Annotated in this window: 12 protein-coding genes; 9 read left to right on the plus strand and 3 right to left on the minus strand. The window is 44.4% G+C overall.

What is annotated here, in order from left to right:
- Nucleotides 1-1,164, plus strand: a 1,164-nt coding sequence (locus tag DB398_RS11865; protein WP_159076423.1) for a BspA family leucine-rich repeat surface protein, incomplete at its 5' end; no start/stop codon positions are given.
- Between the two features lie 796 nt (nt 1,165-1,960).
- Here the strand turns inward: DB398_RS11865 and DB398_RS11870 are convergent.
- Complete coding sequence (locus DB398_RS11870; RefSeq protein ID WP_108424614.1) at nt 1,961-3,412, minus strand: nicotinate-nucleotide adenylyltransferase; 1,452 nt, start codon at nt 3,410-3,412, stop codon at nt 1,961-1,963.
- 89 nt (nt 3,413-3,501) lie between these two features.
- On the opposite strand from DB398_RS11870, the gene DB398_RS11875 reads away from it, so the two are divergent.
- Together DB398_RS11875 and DB398_RS11880 are read left to right on the plus strand one after the other, a co-directional pair.
- Entirely contained in the window at nt 3,502-4,266 is a 765-nt protein-coding gene (locus tag DB398_RS11875; RefSeq protein ID WP_108424842.1) for an MBL fold metallo-hydrolase, read from the plus strand.
- 121 nt (nt 4,267-4,387) lie between these two features.
- Complete coding sequence (locus DB398_RS11880; RefSeq protein WP_108424615.1) at nt 4,388-4,888, plus strand: hydrolase; 501 nt, start codon at nt 4,388-4,390, stop codon at nt 4,886-4,888.
- A 448-nt stretch (nt 4,889-5,336) separates the two neighbouring features.
- On the opposite strand, the gene bcp is transcribed toward DB398_RS11880, so the two are convergent.
- Nucleotides 5,337-5,789, minus strand: a complete 453-nt coding sequence (bcp, locus tag DB398_RS11885; RefSeq protein WP_108424616.1) for a thioredoxin-dependent thiol peroxidase — start codon at nt 5,787-5,789, stop codon at nt 5,337-5,339.
- Nucleotides 5,790-5,844: 55 nt separating this feature from the next.
- Here bcp and DB398_RS11890 point away from each other — a divergent pair, with 55 nt between their 5' ends.
- Nucleotides 5,845-6,507, plus strand: a complete 663-nt coding sequence (locus DB398_RS11890) for an endonuclease III domain-containing protein (RefSeq protein WP_108424617.1) — start codon at nt 5,845-5,847, stop codon at nt 6,505-6,507.
- 249 nt (nt 6,508-6,756) lie between these two features.
- Here the strand turns inward: DB398_RS11890 and DB398_RS11895 are convergent, their stop codons facing one another.
- Nucleotides 6,757-7,338, minus strand: coding sequence for an RNA polymerase sigma factor (locus DB398_RS11895; protein ID WP_108424618.1), 582 nt, complete (start codon nt 7,336-7,338; stop codon nt 6,757-6,759).
- 249 nt (nt 7,339-7,587) lie between these two features.
- On the opposite strand from DB398_RS11895, the gene uvrA reads away from it, so the two are divergent.
- From uvrA to DB398_RS11920, 5 genes are all read left to right on the plus strand, one after another.
- Entirely contained in the window at nt 7,588-10,365 is a 2,778-nt protein-coding gene (uvrA, locus tag DB398_RS11900) for an excinuclease ABC subunit UvrA (RefSeq protein WP_108424619.1), read from the plus strand.
- Nucleotides 10,366-10,799: 434 nt separating this feature from the next.
- A complete protein-coding gene (locus tag DB398_RS11905) occupies nt 10,800-15,212 on the plus strand; it encodes a gliding motility-associated C-terminal domain-containing protein (RefSeq protein WP_108424620.1) in 4,413 nt (1,470 codons plus the stop codon).
- 50 nt (nt 15,213-15,262) lie between these two features.
- Nucleotides 15,263-16,216, plus strand: coding sequence for a PorP/SprF family type IX secretion system membrane protein (locus DB398_RS11910; protein ID WP_108424844.1), 954 nt, complete (start codon nt 15,263-15,265; stop codon nt 16,214-16,216).
- Between the two features lie 12 nt (nt 16,217-16,228).
- Nucleotides 16,229-18,169, plus strand: coding sequence for an OmpA family protein (locus DB398_RS11915; protein WP_108424621.1), 1,941 nt, complete (start codon nt 16,229-16,231; stop codon nt 18,167-18,169).
- A 128-nt stretch (nt 18,170-18,297) separates the two neighbouring features.
- Nucleotides 18,298-19,482: a hypothetical protein gene (locus DB398_RS11920; RefSeq protein WP_108424622.1), complete on the plus strand. Its 1,185-nt coding sequence runs from the start codon at nt 18,298-18,300 to the stop codon at nt 19,480-19,482.
- Nucleotides 19,483-19,507 lie beyond the last annotated feature (25 nt).

The following is a 19,507-nucleotide window of genomic DNA, read 5'->3' on the forward strand; positions in this document are numbered from 1 at the left end:
ACCGACCTCTTCGAGATCACTCCTGCAGGGGCACTCTCCCTCTTGGCGGGCAAGACCCTGGACTTCGAGACCAAGACCCAACACAGCATTACCGTACGGGTGAGCGACGGCGACAAGACCGCCACCGCGCAGATCACCATTAAGGTGACCAACGTGAACGAAGGTGGAGAAGTCGGCCTCGCCGATGACCCTGCCTCCTTTATCACCACTTGGAAGACTACGGTGGCCAATGAGGAGATTGTTATTGGCACTAACTACTATGAGAATCATGTTTATGACTATGCCATTGATTGGGGAGACGGCACTGTGGAACAGATTACTGTCAGTGATGATGCCACCCATGTCTACGCCACGGCCGGCACCTATACCGTGGCCATCAAGGGCCAGTTCCCACATTTTTTGATGTACAATGAAATTGATCAGGAAAGGGGGAAAAAGCTTATGTCCATAGAGCAATGGGGCACTGTACAATGGGAAGATATGTCGGTTGCATTTCATAACTGTGTCAATATGGTCTATAATGCCACGGATGTACCAGATCTTTCCAATGTGACCAATATGCAAGGTATGTTCGAAGGGGCCACTTCCTTTAATGGGGACATCAGTGGCTGGGACACCTCCAATGTGACCGATATGTCAATTTTGTTCGCTGGAGCCACTGCCTTTAATGGGGACATTGGCGGTTGGGATACCTCCAATGTGACCGATATGTCCTATATGTTCGCTGGAGCCACTGCCTTTAATGGGGACATTGGCGGTTGGGATACCTCCAGTGTGACGAGTTTGGAAGGTATGTTCAGCCGGGCCACTGCCTTTAATCAAGACATTGGTGGTTGGAACACTAGCATGGTGACCAATATGGGCGCTATGTTCTATGGGGCCACCTCCTTTGACCAGAATCTGGGCAATTGGAACATTGGTAATGTTACAAGTATGGACTTTATGCTTGATGGTTGCGGTCTGTCAAGAGTCCATCTGAGGGATACCTTGACAGGTTGGAACACATTTGTGACGAACAACAACGGCCCCAACGACATCACTTTGGGCATGGATGGTCTTACTTCATGCACGGAAGCCAATAATGCCTTCCAAAACCTGAGCAGCAATTATGGTTGGTCCTATACGGGCACCGTTGGGTTCCAGGCCAACTGCGTGGATTTTTGATCCAATAGGAATAGCTTATTTCTTAACATAGATATAATCTTGCCACCGAGGGGCCGTTGTGTCCTTCGGTGGTTTTTTATTTGATGATTGGGTTGTCCGAAGAGACGAAAGAACATAGACCGTAGAGAATAGATTTCGGTTATTCTGTTATTTGGTGATTCGGTTACTGGGTTATTCGTGGTGCTTGTCATTCTGAAAACACGGAGTGTTTGAAGAATCTCCACTCCAAAAAGAAATGCTTTGATTGTCGGAAGTCAGAAGTCCGAAAATTTATTCGTGTATATTGGTGCAATTCGTGTCCACTAAAAAACACCCCTAAAGTCCCCTCGAGGGGACAGTTGCTCTGGATGAGGTCATTCGGTTACTGAGTTATTCGTGGTGCTTGTCATTCTGAAAACACGGAGTGTTTGAAGAATCTGACCCAAAAAGGGATTCTTCACGTTGCTCAGAATGACATGGGACACTGAAACAGGATGCTTCGATTGTCGGAAGTGTCACGTTGAGCGTAGTCGAAACGTCGGAAGAGACGAAAGAACATAGACTATAGAAAATAGACTTAGTATTTTGGTGATTCGGTTATTTGGTTTTTGGAAATATGAACATTTATTCGTGAAGATTCGTGTAATTCCTGCCTGCGGAAGGCCTCAAGGGGACAGTTACTGGTAGGCCCCAATTCAAGCTTTTGACTTCGTGATTTTGAACTCAGGAACTGGAAACCTGAAACTTTAACCAAAGCATGTATTTAACAATTCTATACATTCCTTGAGCTTGACTTTCAGATAAATAGAAAAATCTTCTATTCCTCTATCTCAACGACTTTTCGGGTAAAAAGGTGTTTTTGCTTGATGATTTCAGCAATACCTTCTGGCAGTTCATCTTCCCAACCCTCTTCGTTGTTGATGATTTTCTTGAGCACATCCCTTGAGAAAATGTGGAGCACTTCGGGATCGTAATCGATGATGTCCATCACCTTGCCATTATACTTGAAGAATTTGTACAGCTCCTTCATCCGTGGGTGCACTTTCACGTTGTTGCTGGTCAAGACTTGCCCTGTATTGGGATCCTTCATCGGATAGAGGTAGACCTTTAGGTCTTTGAAGAACAATTTTCCAAAGGCTTCCAAAATGCCACCGCTCAAATGACGGTAGTATTTTTCATCGAATACATCCACGAGGTTGTTCACGCCCATGGTAAGCCCGATCTTGGCCTTGGTGTAGTTATTGAAATATTCCACCAGTTTGTAATATTCCTGGAACTTGGAGATCAATACCGTATGCCCCAGCGAACAGAGCAATTCTGCACGGTCCATAAAATCCTGTTCATCAATTTCCCCGGCCGCCTTCAGGTTGGAGAGGGTAATCTCAAAAACCACAATGGTGTTCTCATATTCCACCGTTTGTTCCCTGATGAAAATATCATACGATTTCTGGAACATGTCCATGTTCACCTTGGTAACGGGCCTAAAACTACCACGAAGTGCCAAGATGCTCTTTTTATAAAGTACGGCAGCGGGCAAGAGGTTATTGCCATCGGGCCCGAACATCACCGCATCCGTCATATCGTTTTTGATCAACTGAAGGCTCATCAACCTGTTGTCCACATCGGCAAAGTTGGGTCCCGTAAAGTTCACCATGTCTATTTCCAAGGTGTCCTTATCAATATGATCATAAAGGTATTTCAACAGTTTTTTGGGCTTATGGAACTTAAAGAAAGCCCCATAGATCAGGTTCACCCCCAAAATGCCCAAGGTTTCCTGCTGCAAGCGGGCCTCGTTCTGTTTGAAGCGAATGTGGAGCACGATCTCGTCATATTCCTTCTGATCAGGATCCAATTGGAAGCGGATACCCACCCAGCCGTGTCCTTTGTACCTTTTGGAAAAATCGATGGTGGCCACCGTGTTCGCATAGGTAAAGAACAGATAGTTGGGATTGCTCTCCCTGCTGATCCGTTCCTCCACCAAGCTCATCTCGTGGTCCAACATTTTTTTCAATCGGGACTGGGTCACATAGCGTCCATCTTCCTCAATCCCATAAATGGCATCACTGAAAGACTTGTCATAGGCACTCATCGCCTTGGCAATGGTCCCAGAAGCCCCACCGGCCCTGAAAAAATGCCTTGCGGTCTCCTGTCCGGCCCCAATTTCTGCAAAGGTTCCGTAGATGTTGGGGTTCAGGTTGATCCTCAGGGTCTTTGCCTTTATGGAAGGTATATTTTCAAAAGCATTCTCTTTGCTGGGTACGGTAGGCATATCCGAAAGTTTACTGTGCCACAAAGTTACACTCTTCATTCAATCTATTACATAAATAAGTTATAATTTTGAATTTCATGGATGACAGGATGACCATCACTTTTTTGGGCACGGGAACCTCACAGGGCATCCCCATCATTGGTAGTGATCATCCCGTCTGCAAGAGCAAGGACCCCAAGGACAAACGCCTGCGGGTCTCCGTACTCGTCTCGTGGAAATCGTACCATTATGTGATCGATTGTGGACCCGATTTTCGTCAGCAGATGCTCAAAAATCCCATAGACCAACTGGATGGTATCCTTTTTACACACGAGCATGCCGATCATACGGCGGGCATAGACGACATCCGTCCCTTTTTTTTCCGTCAGGGTGACATTCCCATTTATGCCCACGAGCGGGTCATCTATTCCCTGAAAAGGCGTTTCGATTATATTTTTGCCGATGAGAACCGTTACCCCGGTGCCCCTGCTGTACAGGTATTTCCTGTGGAAAAGGACAGGCCCATTCGTTTGGGTGATTTGGATGTGCTCCCAATCGAGGCCTACCACAACAGGCTACAGGTATTTGGCTACCGATTTGGGGACTTTGTGTACCTCACCGATGTGAAACGGGTAGAGGAGGAGGAGATCAAAAAAATAAAGGGTGCCAAAGTGCTGGTGGTGAATGCGCTGCGCGAAGAGCCCCATCATTCGCATTTCAATCTGGAAGAGGCCCTGGCCTTCGCCGAAGAGGTAGGGGCGGAAAAAACCTATTTCACCCACATCAGCCATATGTTGGGTTTCCATGCGGAAGTGGAAAAAAAACTGCCCAAAAATGTACATTTGGCCTACGATAACCTGAAACTGAAAATATAGGCTTTCCTTATGCGTTATCCTATCGTGCCCTGTCCGTTCGAGCGCCCGCCTGCCGGACGGGCAGGCAGTCGAGAACCGGAGCGCAGTCGAGAACTAAATTGATTTTCAAAAGAATTGAACCATGAAAAACAAGATTTTCCTCTACCTATTTGTGTTTGCGGCCCTTTTGGCCCTCTATCAATTTGTGGCCGGCAACAAAATGCAAGATGCCCTGAACGCCAAGAATGTGGATATTGACCGTTTGCATGCCGAAGTGGAATCCCTCAACGATTCCCTCTTGAAGACACAGCTACGGGTCTTGGACATGCAGTATTTCACCTTGGAGAACAACGATGATGCCCTGGCCTATTATGACCATCTCAATTTGGAGAACCCATCGCGCTACATCGAGGACAAACTGTTGGAGACCAACGAAAAATCCGGGGACAATCCTTTGGTGCCCTATGCGGGAATGGAAAGCGATTTCAAGATCAACAAGATCAAAGTACTGAACCACAAATGGATACTCGCCGATTTCTCCGACGGAAAGTATTGGGGCGACCTGATCATCAAATATGAGTTGAAGGACGACATGAGCGTGGATTTTACCTTGCTGGACCATTTGCTCTACGCGAGAAACTGATGGGAAAGGTTTTGGGCTAAAGGGTGAAGGGTAAAAGGTAAAAGTTCAAGTTCAAGGAGGGTACAGAATTTCAGGTTACGGATGTTTCAGAATGCAGTTTGCAGCAGAATCTTTCATTCTGAGCAACGTGAAGAATCCCTTTTCGGGTCAGATTCTTCAAATACTCCGTGTTTTCAGAATGACAAGCACCACGAATAACTCAGTAACCGAATAACCTCATCCAGAGCAACTGTCCCCTCGAGGGGACCTTAGGGGTATTTTACGGTGACACGAATTGCACCAATATACACGAATAAATTTTCGGACTTCTGACTTCCGACAATCAAAGCATTTCTTTTTGGAGTGGAGATTCTTCAAACACTTCGTGTTTTCAGAATGACAAGCAAAGACAATTCAATTTATCCAAAACTCGAAGAATCCAACAATCCAATTAACCCAAGTCTAGGCTCTACCCGAGAATCTGCGCAGCGTGGTCATTGGTCTTTACCTTTTCGATGACTTTTTCCACAATCCCGTCCCCATTGATCAAAAAAGTGGTTCGGTGGATGCCATCAAAAGTACGTCCCATGAATTTTTTTGGTCCCCAAACCCCAAAGGCATTGATCACGGTGTGGTCCTCATCGGCCAATAACGGGAAAGGAAATTTGTATTTCTTCTTGAAATTGGCCTGTTTGCGCCCAGAATCGGCACTCACACCCAAGAGTTCAAAACCTTGCTCTTGCAATTCTTTGTAATTGTCGCGCAAATTACAGGCTTCCAACGTACAACCGGGCGTATTGGCCCTCGGATAGAAAAAGACGATCAATTTCTTTCCTTTATAGTAGCTGAGATTAATTGTATTGCCATCTTGGTCTTTTGCGGAAAATTCAGGTACTTTATCCCCTGCTTTTAACATATTCATGCGCTTTCTGTCTTGAATTATTGTTTAATATTTATATATGCAAAGTTAAACAAATATGACCAAACAAGAAAAGGTTGATTTTACCATAAATACCTTGGATGAACTCTACCCCACCATTCCCATTCCGTTGGACCATAAAGACCCTTATACCCTATTGGTGGCCGTACTGCTATCAGCCCAAAGTACGGATGTCAGGGTGAACCAGATCACACCACTTTTGTTCGAAAGGGCCGATAATCCCTTTGACATGATCAAGCTTTCGGTGGAAGAAATACGGGAAATCATCAAGCCCGTAGGGCTTTCCCCCATGAAATCGAAAGGAATCCATGGTCTTTCCCATATTCTGGTGGACAAATACAATGGCGAAGTGCCACGGAGCATTGAACTGCTGGAGGAACTTCCGGCCGTGGGCCACAAAACGGCCAGTGTAGTGGTTTCCCAAGCTTTTGGAATTCCTGCATTCCCTGTGGACACCCATATCCACAGGTTGATGTACCGATGGGGATTCAGCAATGGAAAAAATGTGGTGCAAACGGAACGGGACGCCAAGCGCTTGTTCCCGGAGGAAATTTGGAACAGGCTTCACCTCCAGATCATTTGGTACGGAAGGGAATATTCCCCGGCCCGTGGCTGGGACCTGGAAAAGGACATCATCACCAAGACGATTGGCCGCAAAACGGTGATCGACCAATATTATAAAAACAAAAAGAGCCGCTAATTGCGGCTCTTTCTGACAGTTTGATCTGCACCTTAGTTCAAGGTTACTTCAAACTGATGCTTTTTGTAGTCAACTACATGAATCGATTTGGAGTAGCTAAGCAAAAAATTTACTGTCTTTTGGCTAGCCTTCACCGTTTTCACGGATTTTTGTTCTTCAGAGTAAATATTTTCCATATTCTAGCGTAAATGTTTCAAATAGATAACGCCAGTAAAATGGAAATATTGCAACGTTCGACGTAATGCGCTATTAATTCGTTAAAACGATGTTCTTGCGATTAACGATTTTTCTCAAGTTGATAAGGGCATATCGCATTCTGCCCAAAGCGGTATTGATGCTGACCCCAGTGTTTTCGGAGATTTCCTTGAAACTCATGTCCTTGTAGATCCTCATGATCAACACTTCTTTTTGGTCATCGGGCAATTCCTCGATCAAAAGGGTGAGATCGCTCTCAATCTGATCTTTGATGATCTGTTTTTCAATGTTCAGTTTTTCATCCTTGATCACAGAAAAGATATTGAAATCATCACTGCCTTCGAATTTTGGCATTCTTTTGTTCTTACGGAAGTGATCGATGATCAGGTTGTGGGCGATTCGCATGACCCAGGGAAGAAATTTGCCCTCTTCGCTGTACGATCCCCTTTTTAGGGTCTTGATCACCTTGATAAAGGTATCTTGGAAGATGTCCTCTGCAACATCCCTGTCCATAACCTTTGAGTAGATAAAACTGGTGATTCTTTGGTTGTGCCTGTTGATGAGTATCTCTAGCGCCTTCTCATCTCCGGCAATATAGTTCTTTACTAAAGTCGAGTCATTAATCTGTAGTTCCATACAAATTACTTTTTTGGTTAAAATCATCACCCTTCCTTTTCAGGAAAGACTTTCTGGTATTTAGTTTTTAATCTTAAAAAGTAATTATTCTGTATAGGCCTATTCAGTTTTTTAATTACACTCCAAATATATAGTTTTAGGTAGGCGAGCTAAAAACTATGTTGTGAGTTGCAGATTTTTATATGTTAACTGATGCAATATACGTATTAAGTGTTGTGTATCGTATCTTTGAGACCCTAATTTTAACAAATGGCAGCCATTACCGACCTTGATCCCAAGCAGCACATCATTATAAAAGGTGCCAAACTGCACAATCTCAAAAATATAGATGTGGTGATCCCCAGGAACAAACTGGTGGTGATCACCGGGCTGTCTGGTTCGGGCAAGTCCACATTGGCCTTTGACACCCTTTATGCGGAAGGCCAGCGGAGGTATGTGGAAAGCCTTTCCTCCTACGCCCGTCAGTTCTTGGGCAAACTGGACAAACCCAAGGTGGATTATATTAAAGGTATAGCGCCTGCCATTGCCATTGAGCAAAAGGTGAACTCCACCAACCCTAGGTCTACCGTTGGGACCACCACGGAAATCTATGATTACCTCAAATTGCTCTACGCCCGCATCGGGAAGACCATCTCCCCCATTTCTGGCAAGGAGGTGAAGAAGCATACGGTATCGGATGTGATCAACCACATCAAGGCATTGGAAGAAGGAAGCAAACTGTTGCTCTTGGCCCCCATACATATTAAAGAGGACCGAGATCCCATCAAATCATTGGAACTTTTTTCCAAGCAAGGCTATGCCCGTATCAAATATAAGGGTGAAGTCTTACGGATAGATCAGGCTCCCCAGGATATCGGCAGGGAGTTTGACCTTGTGGTGGACCGGATCATTGTAAAGGACGATGAGGATTTTTACAACCGATTGGCCAATGCGGTGGACAATGCCTTTTTTGAAGGGAAAGGGGTCTGCGCCATTGAGAACCTCCAAACCGGGGAAACCCATTCGTTCAGCAACCAGTTTGAATTGGATGGCATGAAATTTTTGGAACCGAATGTGCATTTGTTCAGTTTCAACAATCCGTATGGTGCCTGTCCCAAATGTGAAGGCTATGGGGACGTCATCGGAATAGATGAAGACCTTGTGATTCCCAACACGGCTCTTTCTGTATATGAAAATGCTGTTTTTCCTTGGCGCGGGGAAAGCATGGGTTGGTACAGGGATCAATTGGTAAACTCAGCCTATACGTTTGATTTTCCCATTCACAAACCTTGGTTTGAACTTTCGGAGGAGCAAAAACAATTGGTCTGGGACGGCAACAAGCACTTTACCGGCATCCATGCATTTTTTGAGCAACTTGAGGAAAAGAGTTATAAAATGCAGAACCGGGTGATGCTTTCTCGGTACCGAGGAAAGACCAAGTGTACCGTGTGCAAGGGGAAACGGCTCCGCAAAGAGGCCGATTATGTAAAGGTAGGTGGAAAATCCATTTCGGACCTGATTGAACTGCCCATCAAACGGCTGATGCCCTTTTTTGGGGAACTCCAACTTTCGGAACATGACAGTACCGTTGCCAAACGCTTGCTGCAGGAAATCACTACCCGATTGGAGTTTTTGGACAAGGTGGGACTGGGTTATTTGACCCTCAACCGAAAATCCAATACCCTCTCCGGAGGGGAAAGCCAGCGGATCAACCTGGCCACTTCACTGGGCAGCAGTCTTGTGGGTTCCATGTATATTTTGGACGAACCCAGCATTGGACTCCATTCCCGGGACACCGAAAATTTGATAGAGGTATTGAAATCCCTTCGGAATTTAGGCAATACCGTTATTGTGGTGGAGCACGATGAGGACATTATGAAAGCGGCGGACGAGATCATCGACATAGGACCAGAAGCTGGGACCTTGGGCGGCGAGGTCGTGGCGACGGGGAACATGGAAACCATTTTGAAGTCCAGCTCGCTTACCGCTGCCTATTTGAACGGGACCCAAGAAATAGCTGTGCCCAAAGCGCGTAGAAATTCCAAGCACTACATCCAGATCAAAGGGGCACGGGAGAACAATCTTAAGAACATAGATGTTACTTTTCCACTGAACGTACTGACCGTGATCACCGGGGTTTCGGGAAGTGGGAAAAGTACCTTGGTCAAAAAGATCCTATACCCCACCATCCTTCAGGCTGTGGGTGGCTATGGTGAAAAGGCAGGGCAGTTCACTTCCATTGAAGGAAAATATTCGCACATCAAGCATGTGGAGTTTGTGGACCAGAACCCCATCGGGCGTTCTTCCCGTTCCAATCCTGTGACCTATATAAAGGCATACGATGACATCCGAAACCTTTTTTCTTCCCAAAAGCTGAGCAAACTGCGCGGGTATCAAGCCAAACATTTCTCATTCAACGTGGACGGAGGTCGATGTGAAAAATGTAAAGGAGAAGGTGAAATCACTGTAGAAATGCAGTTTATGGCCGATGTGCATTTGGAATGTGACGTGTGCAATGGCAAACGCTTCAAAAAAGATATTTTGGAAGTCCAGTTTGAGGGCAAAAACATCGACGATATCCTGAACATGACCATTGATGATGCCATCTCCCATTTCCAGACATACAAACAGGAAAAGGTAGTCAGTAAGCTACAACCATTACAAGATGTGGGATTGGGCTATGTTACTTTGGGCCAGTCCTCCTCCACCCTATCCGGCGGCGAGGCGCAGCGTATTAAACTGGCTTCTTTCCTGGTAAAAGGAACTACAAAGGAAAAAGCCCTGTTCATCTTTGATGAACCCACTACAGGGCTTCATTTTCACGACATCAAAAAATTATTGAAATCCTTTGAAGAACTGATTGCCAAAGGGCATTCCATTATTGTGATCGAGCACAACATCGAACTCATCAAATGTGCGGATTATATCATCGACCTTGGGCCGGAAGGCGGGGAAGATGGTGGTCACCTCATTGCAGAGGGTACCCCTGAGGAAATTGTCCAGAACAAGGATTCACACACCGCCAAATATTTGAGGGAAAAGCTCTGAAAGACGATAGAATTTAGACAGAAGAGCATAGACTATAGAGAATAGACTTGGGTTATTGAGTTATTTTAAAAACAACCTATTGTTCTGCCTAACCTTGAACTTGGACTTGGACTTGAGTTTTTTGGTCTTTTCCAAATCGTCCATCCGTTCTTGAAGTAAATGTCCTACATATTTCAAGCCCCATGCCCTTCTTACTGGATTTTCCTTTTTTCATCCGTTGATCCAAACCCCACTTCCATTAACCCAACTTACCCATCCATCAATTGGACCCCTTTTACAACTTTTCAATTTGTTTCATTTGCACGGAATTTTAAGGCATAAAAGCTAAAAAATCCAACTGTAAATCAAATGCTTATTTGCTTTAGGTATTTCTGCTAGCAATTGTGGATTGCCATAGCGATAAGTAACATTATTCTTCTAACCAAATAAACAAAATGAAGAAAATCGGTTTTGGGAGCTTCTCCGCAACACGCTCCAAAAAAATATGGGCTCCAATCGCCCTTTTAATGTCCTCTATCTACTTTGGTGGTCTTTTGGCCAACTGGAACAAATCAAATGTTATGGACATGGAAGAGGAACTTTTTGCCCCTTCCATTTCAATTGTAAAAACAGGCTTTGCCAGAAGTTTATCGGGAGGTCCAGGATGTGACCGTATAGAGTTCACAATTACTGTTGCCAACACCAGTACCAATGGGGAAGTGTTGGATAATATCATTGTCACCGACCCCCTCCATGTGGTGGGCCAACCAGATTTTGGAAGTGATGACAACAATGATGGCCTAATGGATCCCAATGAAATTTGGACTTACACAATTCCCTATACCATTGAGCAAACAGACATCATCAATGGTTTAATAGATAGTCAGGCCAATGTCAATGCAATTGTACAGGGACAGCCCGGTGTGGAGGTTGCTGATTCGGCACAATTAGTTTTGGACCTGACCGATTGCCAACCAGCAATATCTGTCATCAAAATACTAGGAAGGGCAAACTGTACCACTGCCCAATACAGCTTTCAAGTAGCTAATGAAGGGACCTTTCAAATATTGGAAAACGTGGTCCTTAACGACCCTCTTCTTGGAGGTGACTTGGGTGGGCCAAGTTCTGGAGACGACAATAACGTGGGGTTTCTTGACCCAGGAGAAGTTTGGATATACACACCTCCAGTATATAACATTGAATCAACAGACATTATAAATGGACGAGTAGTCAACCAAGCTACGGTAACAGCTCGATCTCAAGACTTTCCTGGCATCGTGGTCTCGGATGATTCGGATGATAACAGCCCGTTGGAAAATGACCCAACGGTACTAGACCTTACCCCTTGCCAAGGAGCCATTTCAATTGTAAAAGCTGGAACAGCTGTTGGGGATATTGATGGTGGTATGCCTGGATGCAACATTATTATATATCAGTTTACAGTAACCAATGAAGGTGATGTAGGGCTTGATAATGTGGAGGTTGTTGATCCGCTGTTGGGAAACACCCCACCCAACCTTGATTTCGGTGATCTTAACAGCAATGGACTTCTCGATCCTGGTGAGATTTGGCTCTATTCTGCAATCTATAACATTACCCCAGACGACATTGACAACGGTCAAGTGGTCAATCAAGCTACAGCTACAGCTAATGTACAAGGTTTTCTGGATGTAATTGTTTCCGATCTATCCGACGATGATAGCCCGTTGGAAGACGACCCTACAGTAATTGATCTCACTGCGTGCCAAGAAGGGATATCCCTGATCAAGACCGGGCAATCGCTCTCACTTTCAGGTGCACCTGGGTGTGATGTCATCCAATATACCTTTGAAGTGGATAACACAAGTATATTCTATGATTTGAGCAATGTGCTCCTTATTGACCCTCTTTTGGGGAATCCCCTACCAGGTCCGGATTCAGGAGACACCAATAACAACAATATACTGGATACGCACGAAACTTGGATCTATATGGCTTCCTATAACATTACGGAAGCGGATATCATAAATGGGCAGGTAATAAATCAAGCTACGGTAACTGCCGATGTTGAAGGGTTGCCAGGGGTTATGGTTTCTGACGATTCCGATGACAACAGCCCACTGGAAAACGACCCTACAATAGTTGATATCACTGCATGTCGTGCTGGTATCTATGCTATCAAAACTGGTCAGGCTTTAGATCTCTCAGGAGCTCAGGGATGCGATATTATTCGTTATTCAATAGAAGTGGTCAACCCAAGTTGGATCTATGCTTTGGACAATGTGGTACTTATCGACCCTCTACTCGGTGTAGGCCCTCTTGCTGGCCCAGACCCTGGCGAAGATGTTGGTGATGACGGTATTTTGTCTCCAGGTGAAACATGGACATACACTGTCGATTATGATATTACTGAAGTGGATATTGCAAATGGTCAAGTGATCAACCAAGCTACAGTAACTGCAGATGTACAAGGACAACCAGGTGAAAGTGTCTTAGACCTTTCCGATAACGACAGTCCTCTTGAGGATGATGCGACCGTTGTCGATTTAACCCCATGCCAACCCGGCATCTATGTCATCAAAGCAGGACAGGCCCTTTCGATCTCTGGCGGTCAGGGGTGTGATGTCATCCAATATACCTTCGAGGTGGCCAATTCAAGTTGGATCTATACTTTGGAAAATATAGTTCTGAACGATCCGCTTTTGGGAGGCATTTTACCCGGTCCTGATTCAGGGGATGACAATAGCAACGCGTTCCTTGATCCAGGTGAAATATGGATATACAATGCCATATACAATATTACACCAGCGGATATCATAAATGGTCAAGTAATCAATCAGGCAGATGTAATTGCAGATGTACAAGGACAACCGGGCGAAACAGTTTCAGACCTTTCCGACAATGACAGTCCAGTTGAGGACGACCCTACAGTGGTTAGTTTGGCCCATTGCCAAAATCCAGCACTGGGATTGATCAAAGAAGGATTGGTTGTTGATGTAGATGCCGATGGCTGTATGGAGAGTATTCTGTACACCTTCACTTTGACCAATACAGGAGATGTTGATCTGTTTGGTGTATTCATTGAAGATCCATTGTTGGGCGGGCAAATACCAGGCCCAGTGAATGGAACGGATGCAAACAATGATGGGGTTCTTTCTGTCGGTGAAACATGGACCTACGAGGCTCTTTATGCCATCACTCAGCAGGATATCAACAATACCTCAGTGGACAACCAAGCCAAAGCGACAGGGTTTACCAATGTGAATACTTTGGTAGAAGATCTATCTGATGATGACAGTCTTTTGGAAGACAATATTACAACAACATCTGTACCTGCTGATGCTTGTACAAATGGACCCCGAATAGGTCTTATAAAAGTGGGTACGTTGATTGATACTAATGGAGATGGATGTAATGAAAGTGTGCTATACCGCTTTACGGTGACCAATACAGGAGGTATTGACTTAGACGGTGTTGATTTGGAAGACCCATTGTTCGGAGGCCAGATACCTGGTCCAATGAATGGAACGGATGCAAATAATGATGGGGTTCTTTCAGTAGGTGAAACCTGGGGCTACGAAGCATTGTATGCCATAACCCAAAATGATATAGATAGTGGCACCATCAATAACCAGGCAACAGTGATTGCAGAACCTGTGGGCTTTGATGTCCAAGTCTTCGATTTGTCGGACAATGACAGCTTTTTGGAAAACGAACCTACCAGTACGGTAATTCCAAATAATGCATGTGTTGGCAATGGGGCGGCCTTGGGACTTATCAAGCAAGGTATACTAATTGACATCAACGGAGATGGATGCGTTGATACCATTCACTATACATTCACAGCAACAAACACCGGGTCAGTGGATTTGATTCAAATAGAATTGGTAGATATTCTATTGGGCGGAGATGTCCTCGGCCCCATCAATGGAACAGATCAGAATAGTGACGGTATTCTTTCAGTAGGTGAAACATGGACCTACGAAGCTTTATATGCAATTTCTCAAGATGACATAGACAATGGGGCTGTGGTTAATCAGGCTACAATTACTGCTCAGGTTGAGAGCGTGAACAGTCAATTGTTTGATCTATCGGATAATGACAGTCTGTCGGAAAACGAACCCACCAACACTGTTATACCAGCGGACGCTTGTACAAATGGAGGTGCCCGTCTAGGTCTTATCAAACAAGGTGCACTTGTGGATACCAATGGCGATGGTTGTGTGGAAACAGTGCGCTACACCTTCACCGTAACCAATAATAGCAACAGTGCTTCAATTGATAATATTATCCTGATGGATCCATTGCTGGGCGGACAGGTTGCAGGCCCAGTGGTTGGAAGTGATGAGAACAGTGATGGTATCCTATCTATTGGTGAAACATGGACTTTTGAAGCCGACAGATACATTGTCCAAGCCGATATTGACAGTGGTAACATCGTTAATCAAGCTATGGTTACAGGAGAGCCTGTTGGATTTGATATCCAGTTGATGGACCTGTCCGACAATGATAGCTACCTCGAGAACGAGATGACAGAAACCATTATTCCTAGTGATACCTGCATTGATGGCGGTGTTCTTATTGGATTTGAGATTTTCAATGGCATCACGCCGAATGGCGATGGTTCAAACGATTATTTCCTTGTTCTGGGCATCGAAAATTATCCAGATAACCAATTGAAGATCTACAACCGTTGGGGTGTGCTGGTTTACGAAAGCGAACAATATGGTCAGGGTACCAACCTGTTCTATGGCATATCGGAAGGAAGGGCCACTTTCCAGAAGGATAAACAACTCCCTAGCGGCACCTATTTCTACATACTGACCTTCACTGGAGAAAATCCAGGAAAAGATAGCTATTCAGGATACCTATATATCAACAGGGATTAATACAACTGAGCATTTCAACAATGAAAAACCACGAATTTTTAGACAAAAAGATGATTTTGAACAAACATAGGAACCTCTGGCTATCCGCCTTTGCCCTCTTTGCCGTCCTGTGTTCGGCCATTGCCCAGCAGGACCCTCAATACACACAGTACATGTACAACACCCAAGTGGTAAACCCTGCCTATGCCGGTTCTAGGGAAGTGTTGAGTTTTGGATTGCTGGGCCGTACCCAATGGGTAAGCCTCGAAGGGTCTCCAGAAACTGGTACCTTCACGGTGAATTCTCCCGTAGGGCTGTATGACAATATGGGGCTCGGTCTTTCCATCGTGTATGACAGAATAGGCCCTGCTGTGGAATCCAATGTAGTGGTGGATTATGCATATACCATTCGCTTCCTCAATGAAGCCAAACTGGCCTTTGGACTAAAAGCTGGATTGGATATGCTAAATGTCGACTACAGCAAGTTGAATATTTTTGACCCCAATGACCCCCATTTTCAAAACAATGTGGACAACAAACTCCAACCACAGGTCGGAGCAGGCACATACTATTATACCAATAAATTCTATGTGGGGCTATCCGTTCCCAATTTTCTGAACTCCAAGCATTATGATGAAAGTTCGCTGGAAAATGTCAACGTGAATGATATCGCTATTGAGCGTTTGCACTACTTTCTGATTGCGGGTTATGTTTTTGACCTCAACGAAAACTTGAAGTTCAAACCAGCCACTTTGGTCAAATATGTGAGTGGCTCCCCATTGCAATGGGACATGTCCGCCAATTTCCTGATCAATGAAAAGTTCACTTTGGGCGCATCATACCGATGGAGTGCCTCGGTAAGTGCCATGGCCGGATTTCAAATCTCCGATTCCTTTTTTGCAGGATTGGCCTATGATTACCAATCCACCAATATTGAGAAATACAGTGATGGCTCGTATGAAGTGTTTCTCCGCTTCGATATTTTCAATAGATCAGATAGGATTGTAACCCCAAGGTTCTTTTAATATAGTATTAGGATGAAAACAGGAAATATAAAACACACTGCACTGATGGTACTTTTGTCCATTGGTGTTTTAAGTGCACAAGAAAGCAAAGTGAAAAAGGCCGATGAGCAATTTGATAGCTATGCCTATATCGATGCTAGAAAAATTTATCTCAATGTAGTAGAAGATGGCTATGAGTCTGCACAAGTGTTCGAAAAATTGGGAGATACCTATTATTTCAACAGCGAATATTCTGAAGCTGCAAAATGGTACAAGAAACTGGTCCAAAACTATCCCCACGAAGTGGAAGCTGAGTATTATTACCGCACAGCCCAAACATTCAAAAGTATAGGGGAATACAGCGAGTCAGAAAAAATGATGGACAAATACGTAACCCTGTCCGGCAATAGCAAAGTCGCTACAAACCTGCAGAACAGTGCTGTTTCCTTTCAGGATCTAACCAATGACAAAACCGCAAAATATAGGGCCATCAATATTACCGAAGGACTTTCCAGTTCAGATTTTGGACCTACGTTCCATGGCAATAAAATTGTGTTCGCATCCTCTTCCAAAAATCCGGAAGGTGGAAAAACCCACGATTGGAACGGTCTCCCCTATTTAGATCTTTATGAGGCTGAAATAGGCGAAAATGGTGCTTTGGAAAATCCCATCGCTCTTGCAGGGGATATCAACACCCCATACCATGAGTCTTCAGCTGTCTTTACCAAAGATGGGAAGACCATGTACTTCACGCGGAACAATTACATCAACGGCAAAAAGAAAAGGGATAAAAAACGATTGGTCAGCCTGAAAATCTATAAGGCCAGCAAAAAAGACAATGGTAGTTGGGGAGATGTGGAAGAATTGCCCTTCAACAGCAACTCATATTCGGTGGCCCACCCAGCATTGAACAACGCAGAAAACCGTTTGTATTTTTCTTCGGACATGGAAGGCTCCCTCGGAAAATCAGACCTTTGGTATGTGGATATTTTGGGAAATGGACAATATGGCCAACCCGTTAATCTTGGCCCAAAAATCAATACTGAAGAGCGGGAAAGCTTTCCTTTTGTGAGTGGAAATGAAAATCTATACTTTTCCAGCGATGGCCATATAGGTTTGGGAGGTCTTGACGTTTTTGTAGTTTCCCTGAATGGTAATGGCCAGTTCAAAACGGTTACCAACCTAAAAGCGCCTATCAACTCCAACCAAGATGATTTCGGTTTCATCATAGATGAATCCAGTAAAATAGGTTACTTTTCCTCCAACCGGGAAGGCAATGAAGGTAGTGTTTCCGATGACATCTATGCATTCAATGAAAATTGTGGCACCATTATAAAGGGTATCATTACCGATGAAAAAACGGGCAGACCCCTTGAAGGTTCATTGGTCACCCTTTTGGATGAAAACAATGAGGTTGTTTCCCAAAAGACAGTTCAAAGCAATGGTGCCTATAGTTTTGAAGGTATCGTCGATTGCGGTACACAATATGCGATTAGGGCCTCCAACAATGAAATGGACTACCAACCCAAGGAAAAGACCCTCACCACACCCACTGGGATAATGACCACACAAGTTGATTTGGCCCTTGCCCCACCCGATTGCCCAGTCAATGATCTAGGATGTAGATTGGATCTGCAACCCATCTATTTTGACTTTGACAAACACAACATCAGACGTGATGCGGAAGTGGAACTTGCCAAGATCTTGCAAGCGATGAAAGAATACCCCCAACTGATCATTCATATAGAATCCCACACCGACTCCAGGGGAGATGACAATTACAATAGGCAATTGTCCGACAGACGGGCCAAATCTACATTGGAGTGGCTGGTGAAAAAAGGAGTGGACAGGAACAGGTTGACCGCCAAAGGATATGGCGAATCTCAATTGGTCAATAAATGCTCCAATGGGGCAAACTGTTCAGAACAAGACCATCAACTCAATAGAAGGTCCATGTTCATTATAAAAAATTAAACCACCTAAAATAAACCGCAACTTTCTAATAAATAGATAGTTGCGGTTTTCTCTATTTTTTTGGCACGCTGATTGCTATTACTTGGTTGGATACAAATAATTGTATCTAGAACTTAAAACCTTGTAATATGAAAAAGTTAGTACTCATAATAGCAGCGGTTGCACTTGGAATCCCAAACATCCAAGCAGCAAAGACAGAAAACACGATTGAGACAAATTTTGTCCGTGGATACGGTAACTCATTCATCTTTGTGGAAGATGGGGTAACTTTTTCAGTTTATCCCGATGGTGAGTTCGACTTTTACATGGACAACAGGGTGAATGTGGGAATCGGTGCCCAGATCGGTAATGTGGGTATCACCTTCAACTCTGGTTACGACTACAACCCTTTTGTGCAGTATGATGATTATGGAGCAGTGATCCAAGTAGAGAACATTCCCATATTCTATGATTATTATGGACGTGTTTCCCAAATTGGAAATGTGGACGTTTGGTACAACAACGGTAGGGTCCGAAGAATTGGTGGATTGCACATTTATTACAATGGAGGTGTCTTCAGTCACTATACAGGATACATCAACATCTATAACAGACATTATGTGTACATGCCTTACCACAGATACTTTATAAGACCTACAATTGGGTTCTGTAATGTGTACACAAGGCCTTACAGGAGATATTACACCCCTGTCCGTTACACCTATTATGCCCCTTACAGAAACAATGTTCGTAGAAGTTATGCTTCTGTTGGAAAGGTATATCGTAACGATAACCGTTACAGAAGGGATAACATTTACAGAAACGACAACAGGGTCGCCGTACGTGACAACAATACGATAAGACGTGCCGATTCTGGTAGAAGCAACAAATCTGTGGCCCAGTACAGTGAAAGAAATGGCAGCCCGGCTGTCCGTTCCAACAATGGTAACAGCAATGTGAAAAGACAGGCTACATCACAGAAAACTATACAACGCAGCAGCAGTGCTTCAAGGAGCAATGGGAACAACGGCAGGAATGTGAGCCAAAAACAAGTGGAACGTACTCCCAACACAAGGAGCGTAACACAACGAACAGTCACATCTACCCCAGAACGCAAAACGGTATCGCGATCCACGACCACCTCAAAAAAGCCTGAAACTAGGAGTTCATCCAGCAGTAGGCCAACGGTGAGCAGGGGAAATGATACCAAGAGGACAACAGTCTCCAGAAGTACTGGTAGTTCCGTAAATAGAAGCTCTGGCAATTCCGCTAGCAAAAGAAGCAACAGCAGCGCCAGAATATCTTCCTCCAGAAGCTCTAGAGGAAACAATTAAAAAAAGTTTTTAGGTTGGTTAGTTG

Source organism: Flagellimonas amoyensis (assembly GCF_003058265.1).
GTDB lineage: Bacteria > Bacteroidota > Bacteroidia > Flavobacteriales > Flavobacteriaceae > Flagellimonas > Flagellimonas amoyensis.

Coding starts and splice junctions, on each gene's coding strand:
- DB398_RS11870 (WP_108424614.1), bottom strand. CDS start 3,412: ATGCCTACCGTACCCAGCAAAGAGAATGCTTTTGAAAATATACCTTCC.
- DB398_RS11875 (WP_108424842.1), top strand. CDS start 3,502: ATGACCATCACTTTTTTGGGCACGGGAACCTCACAGGGCATCCCCATC.
- DB398_RS11880 (WP_108424615.1), top strand. CDS start 4,388: ATGAAAAACAAGATTTTCCTCTACCTATTTGTGTTTGCGGCCCTTTTG.
- bcp (WP_108424616.1), bottom strand. CDS start 5,789: ATGAATATGTTAAAAGCAGGGGATAAAGTACCTGAATTTTCCGCAAAA.
- DB398_RS11890 (WP_108424617.1), top strand. CDS start 5,845: ATGACCAAACAAGAAAAGGTTGATTTTACCATAAATACCTTGGATGAA.
- DB398_RS11895 (WP_108424618.1), bottom strand. CDS start 7,338: ATGGAACTACAGATTAATGACTCGACTTTAGTAAAGAACTATATTGCC.
- uvrA (WP_108424619.1), top strand. CDS start 7,588: ATGGCAGCCATTACCGACCTTGATCCCAAGCAGCACATCATTATAAAA.
- DB398_RS11905 (WP_108424620.1), top strand. CDS start 10,800: ATGAAGAAAATCGGTTTTGGGAGCTTCTCCGCAACACGCTCCAAAAAA.
- DB398_RS11910 (WP_108424844.1), top strand. CDS start 15,263: ATGATTTTGAACAAACATAGGAACCTCTGGCTATCCGCCTTTGCCCTC.
- DB398_RS11915 (WP_108424621.1), top strand. CDS start 16,229: ATGAAAACAGGAAATATAAAACACACTGCACTGATGGTACTTTTGTCC.
- DB398_RS11920 (WP_108424622.1), top strand. CDS start 18,298: ATGAAAAAGTTAGTACTCATAATAGCAGCGGTTGCACTTGGAATCCCA.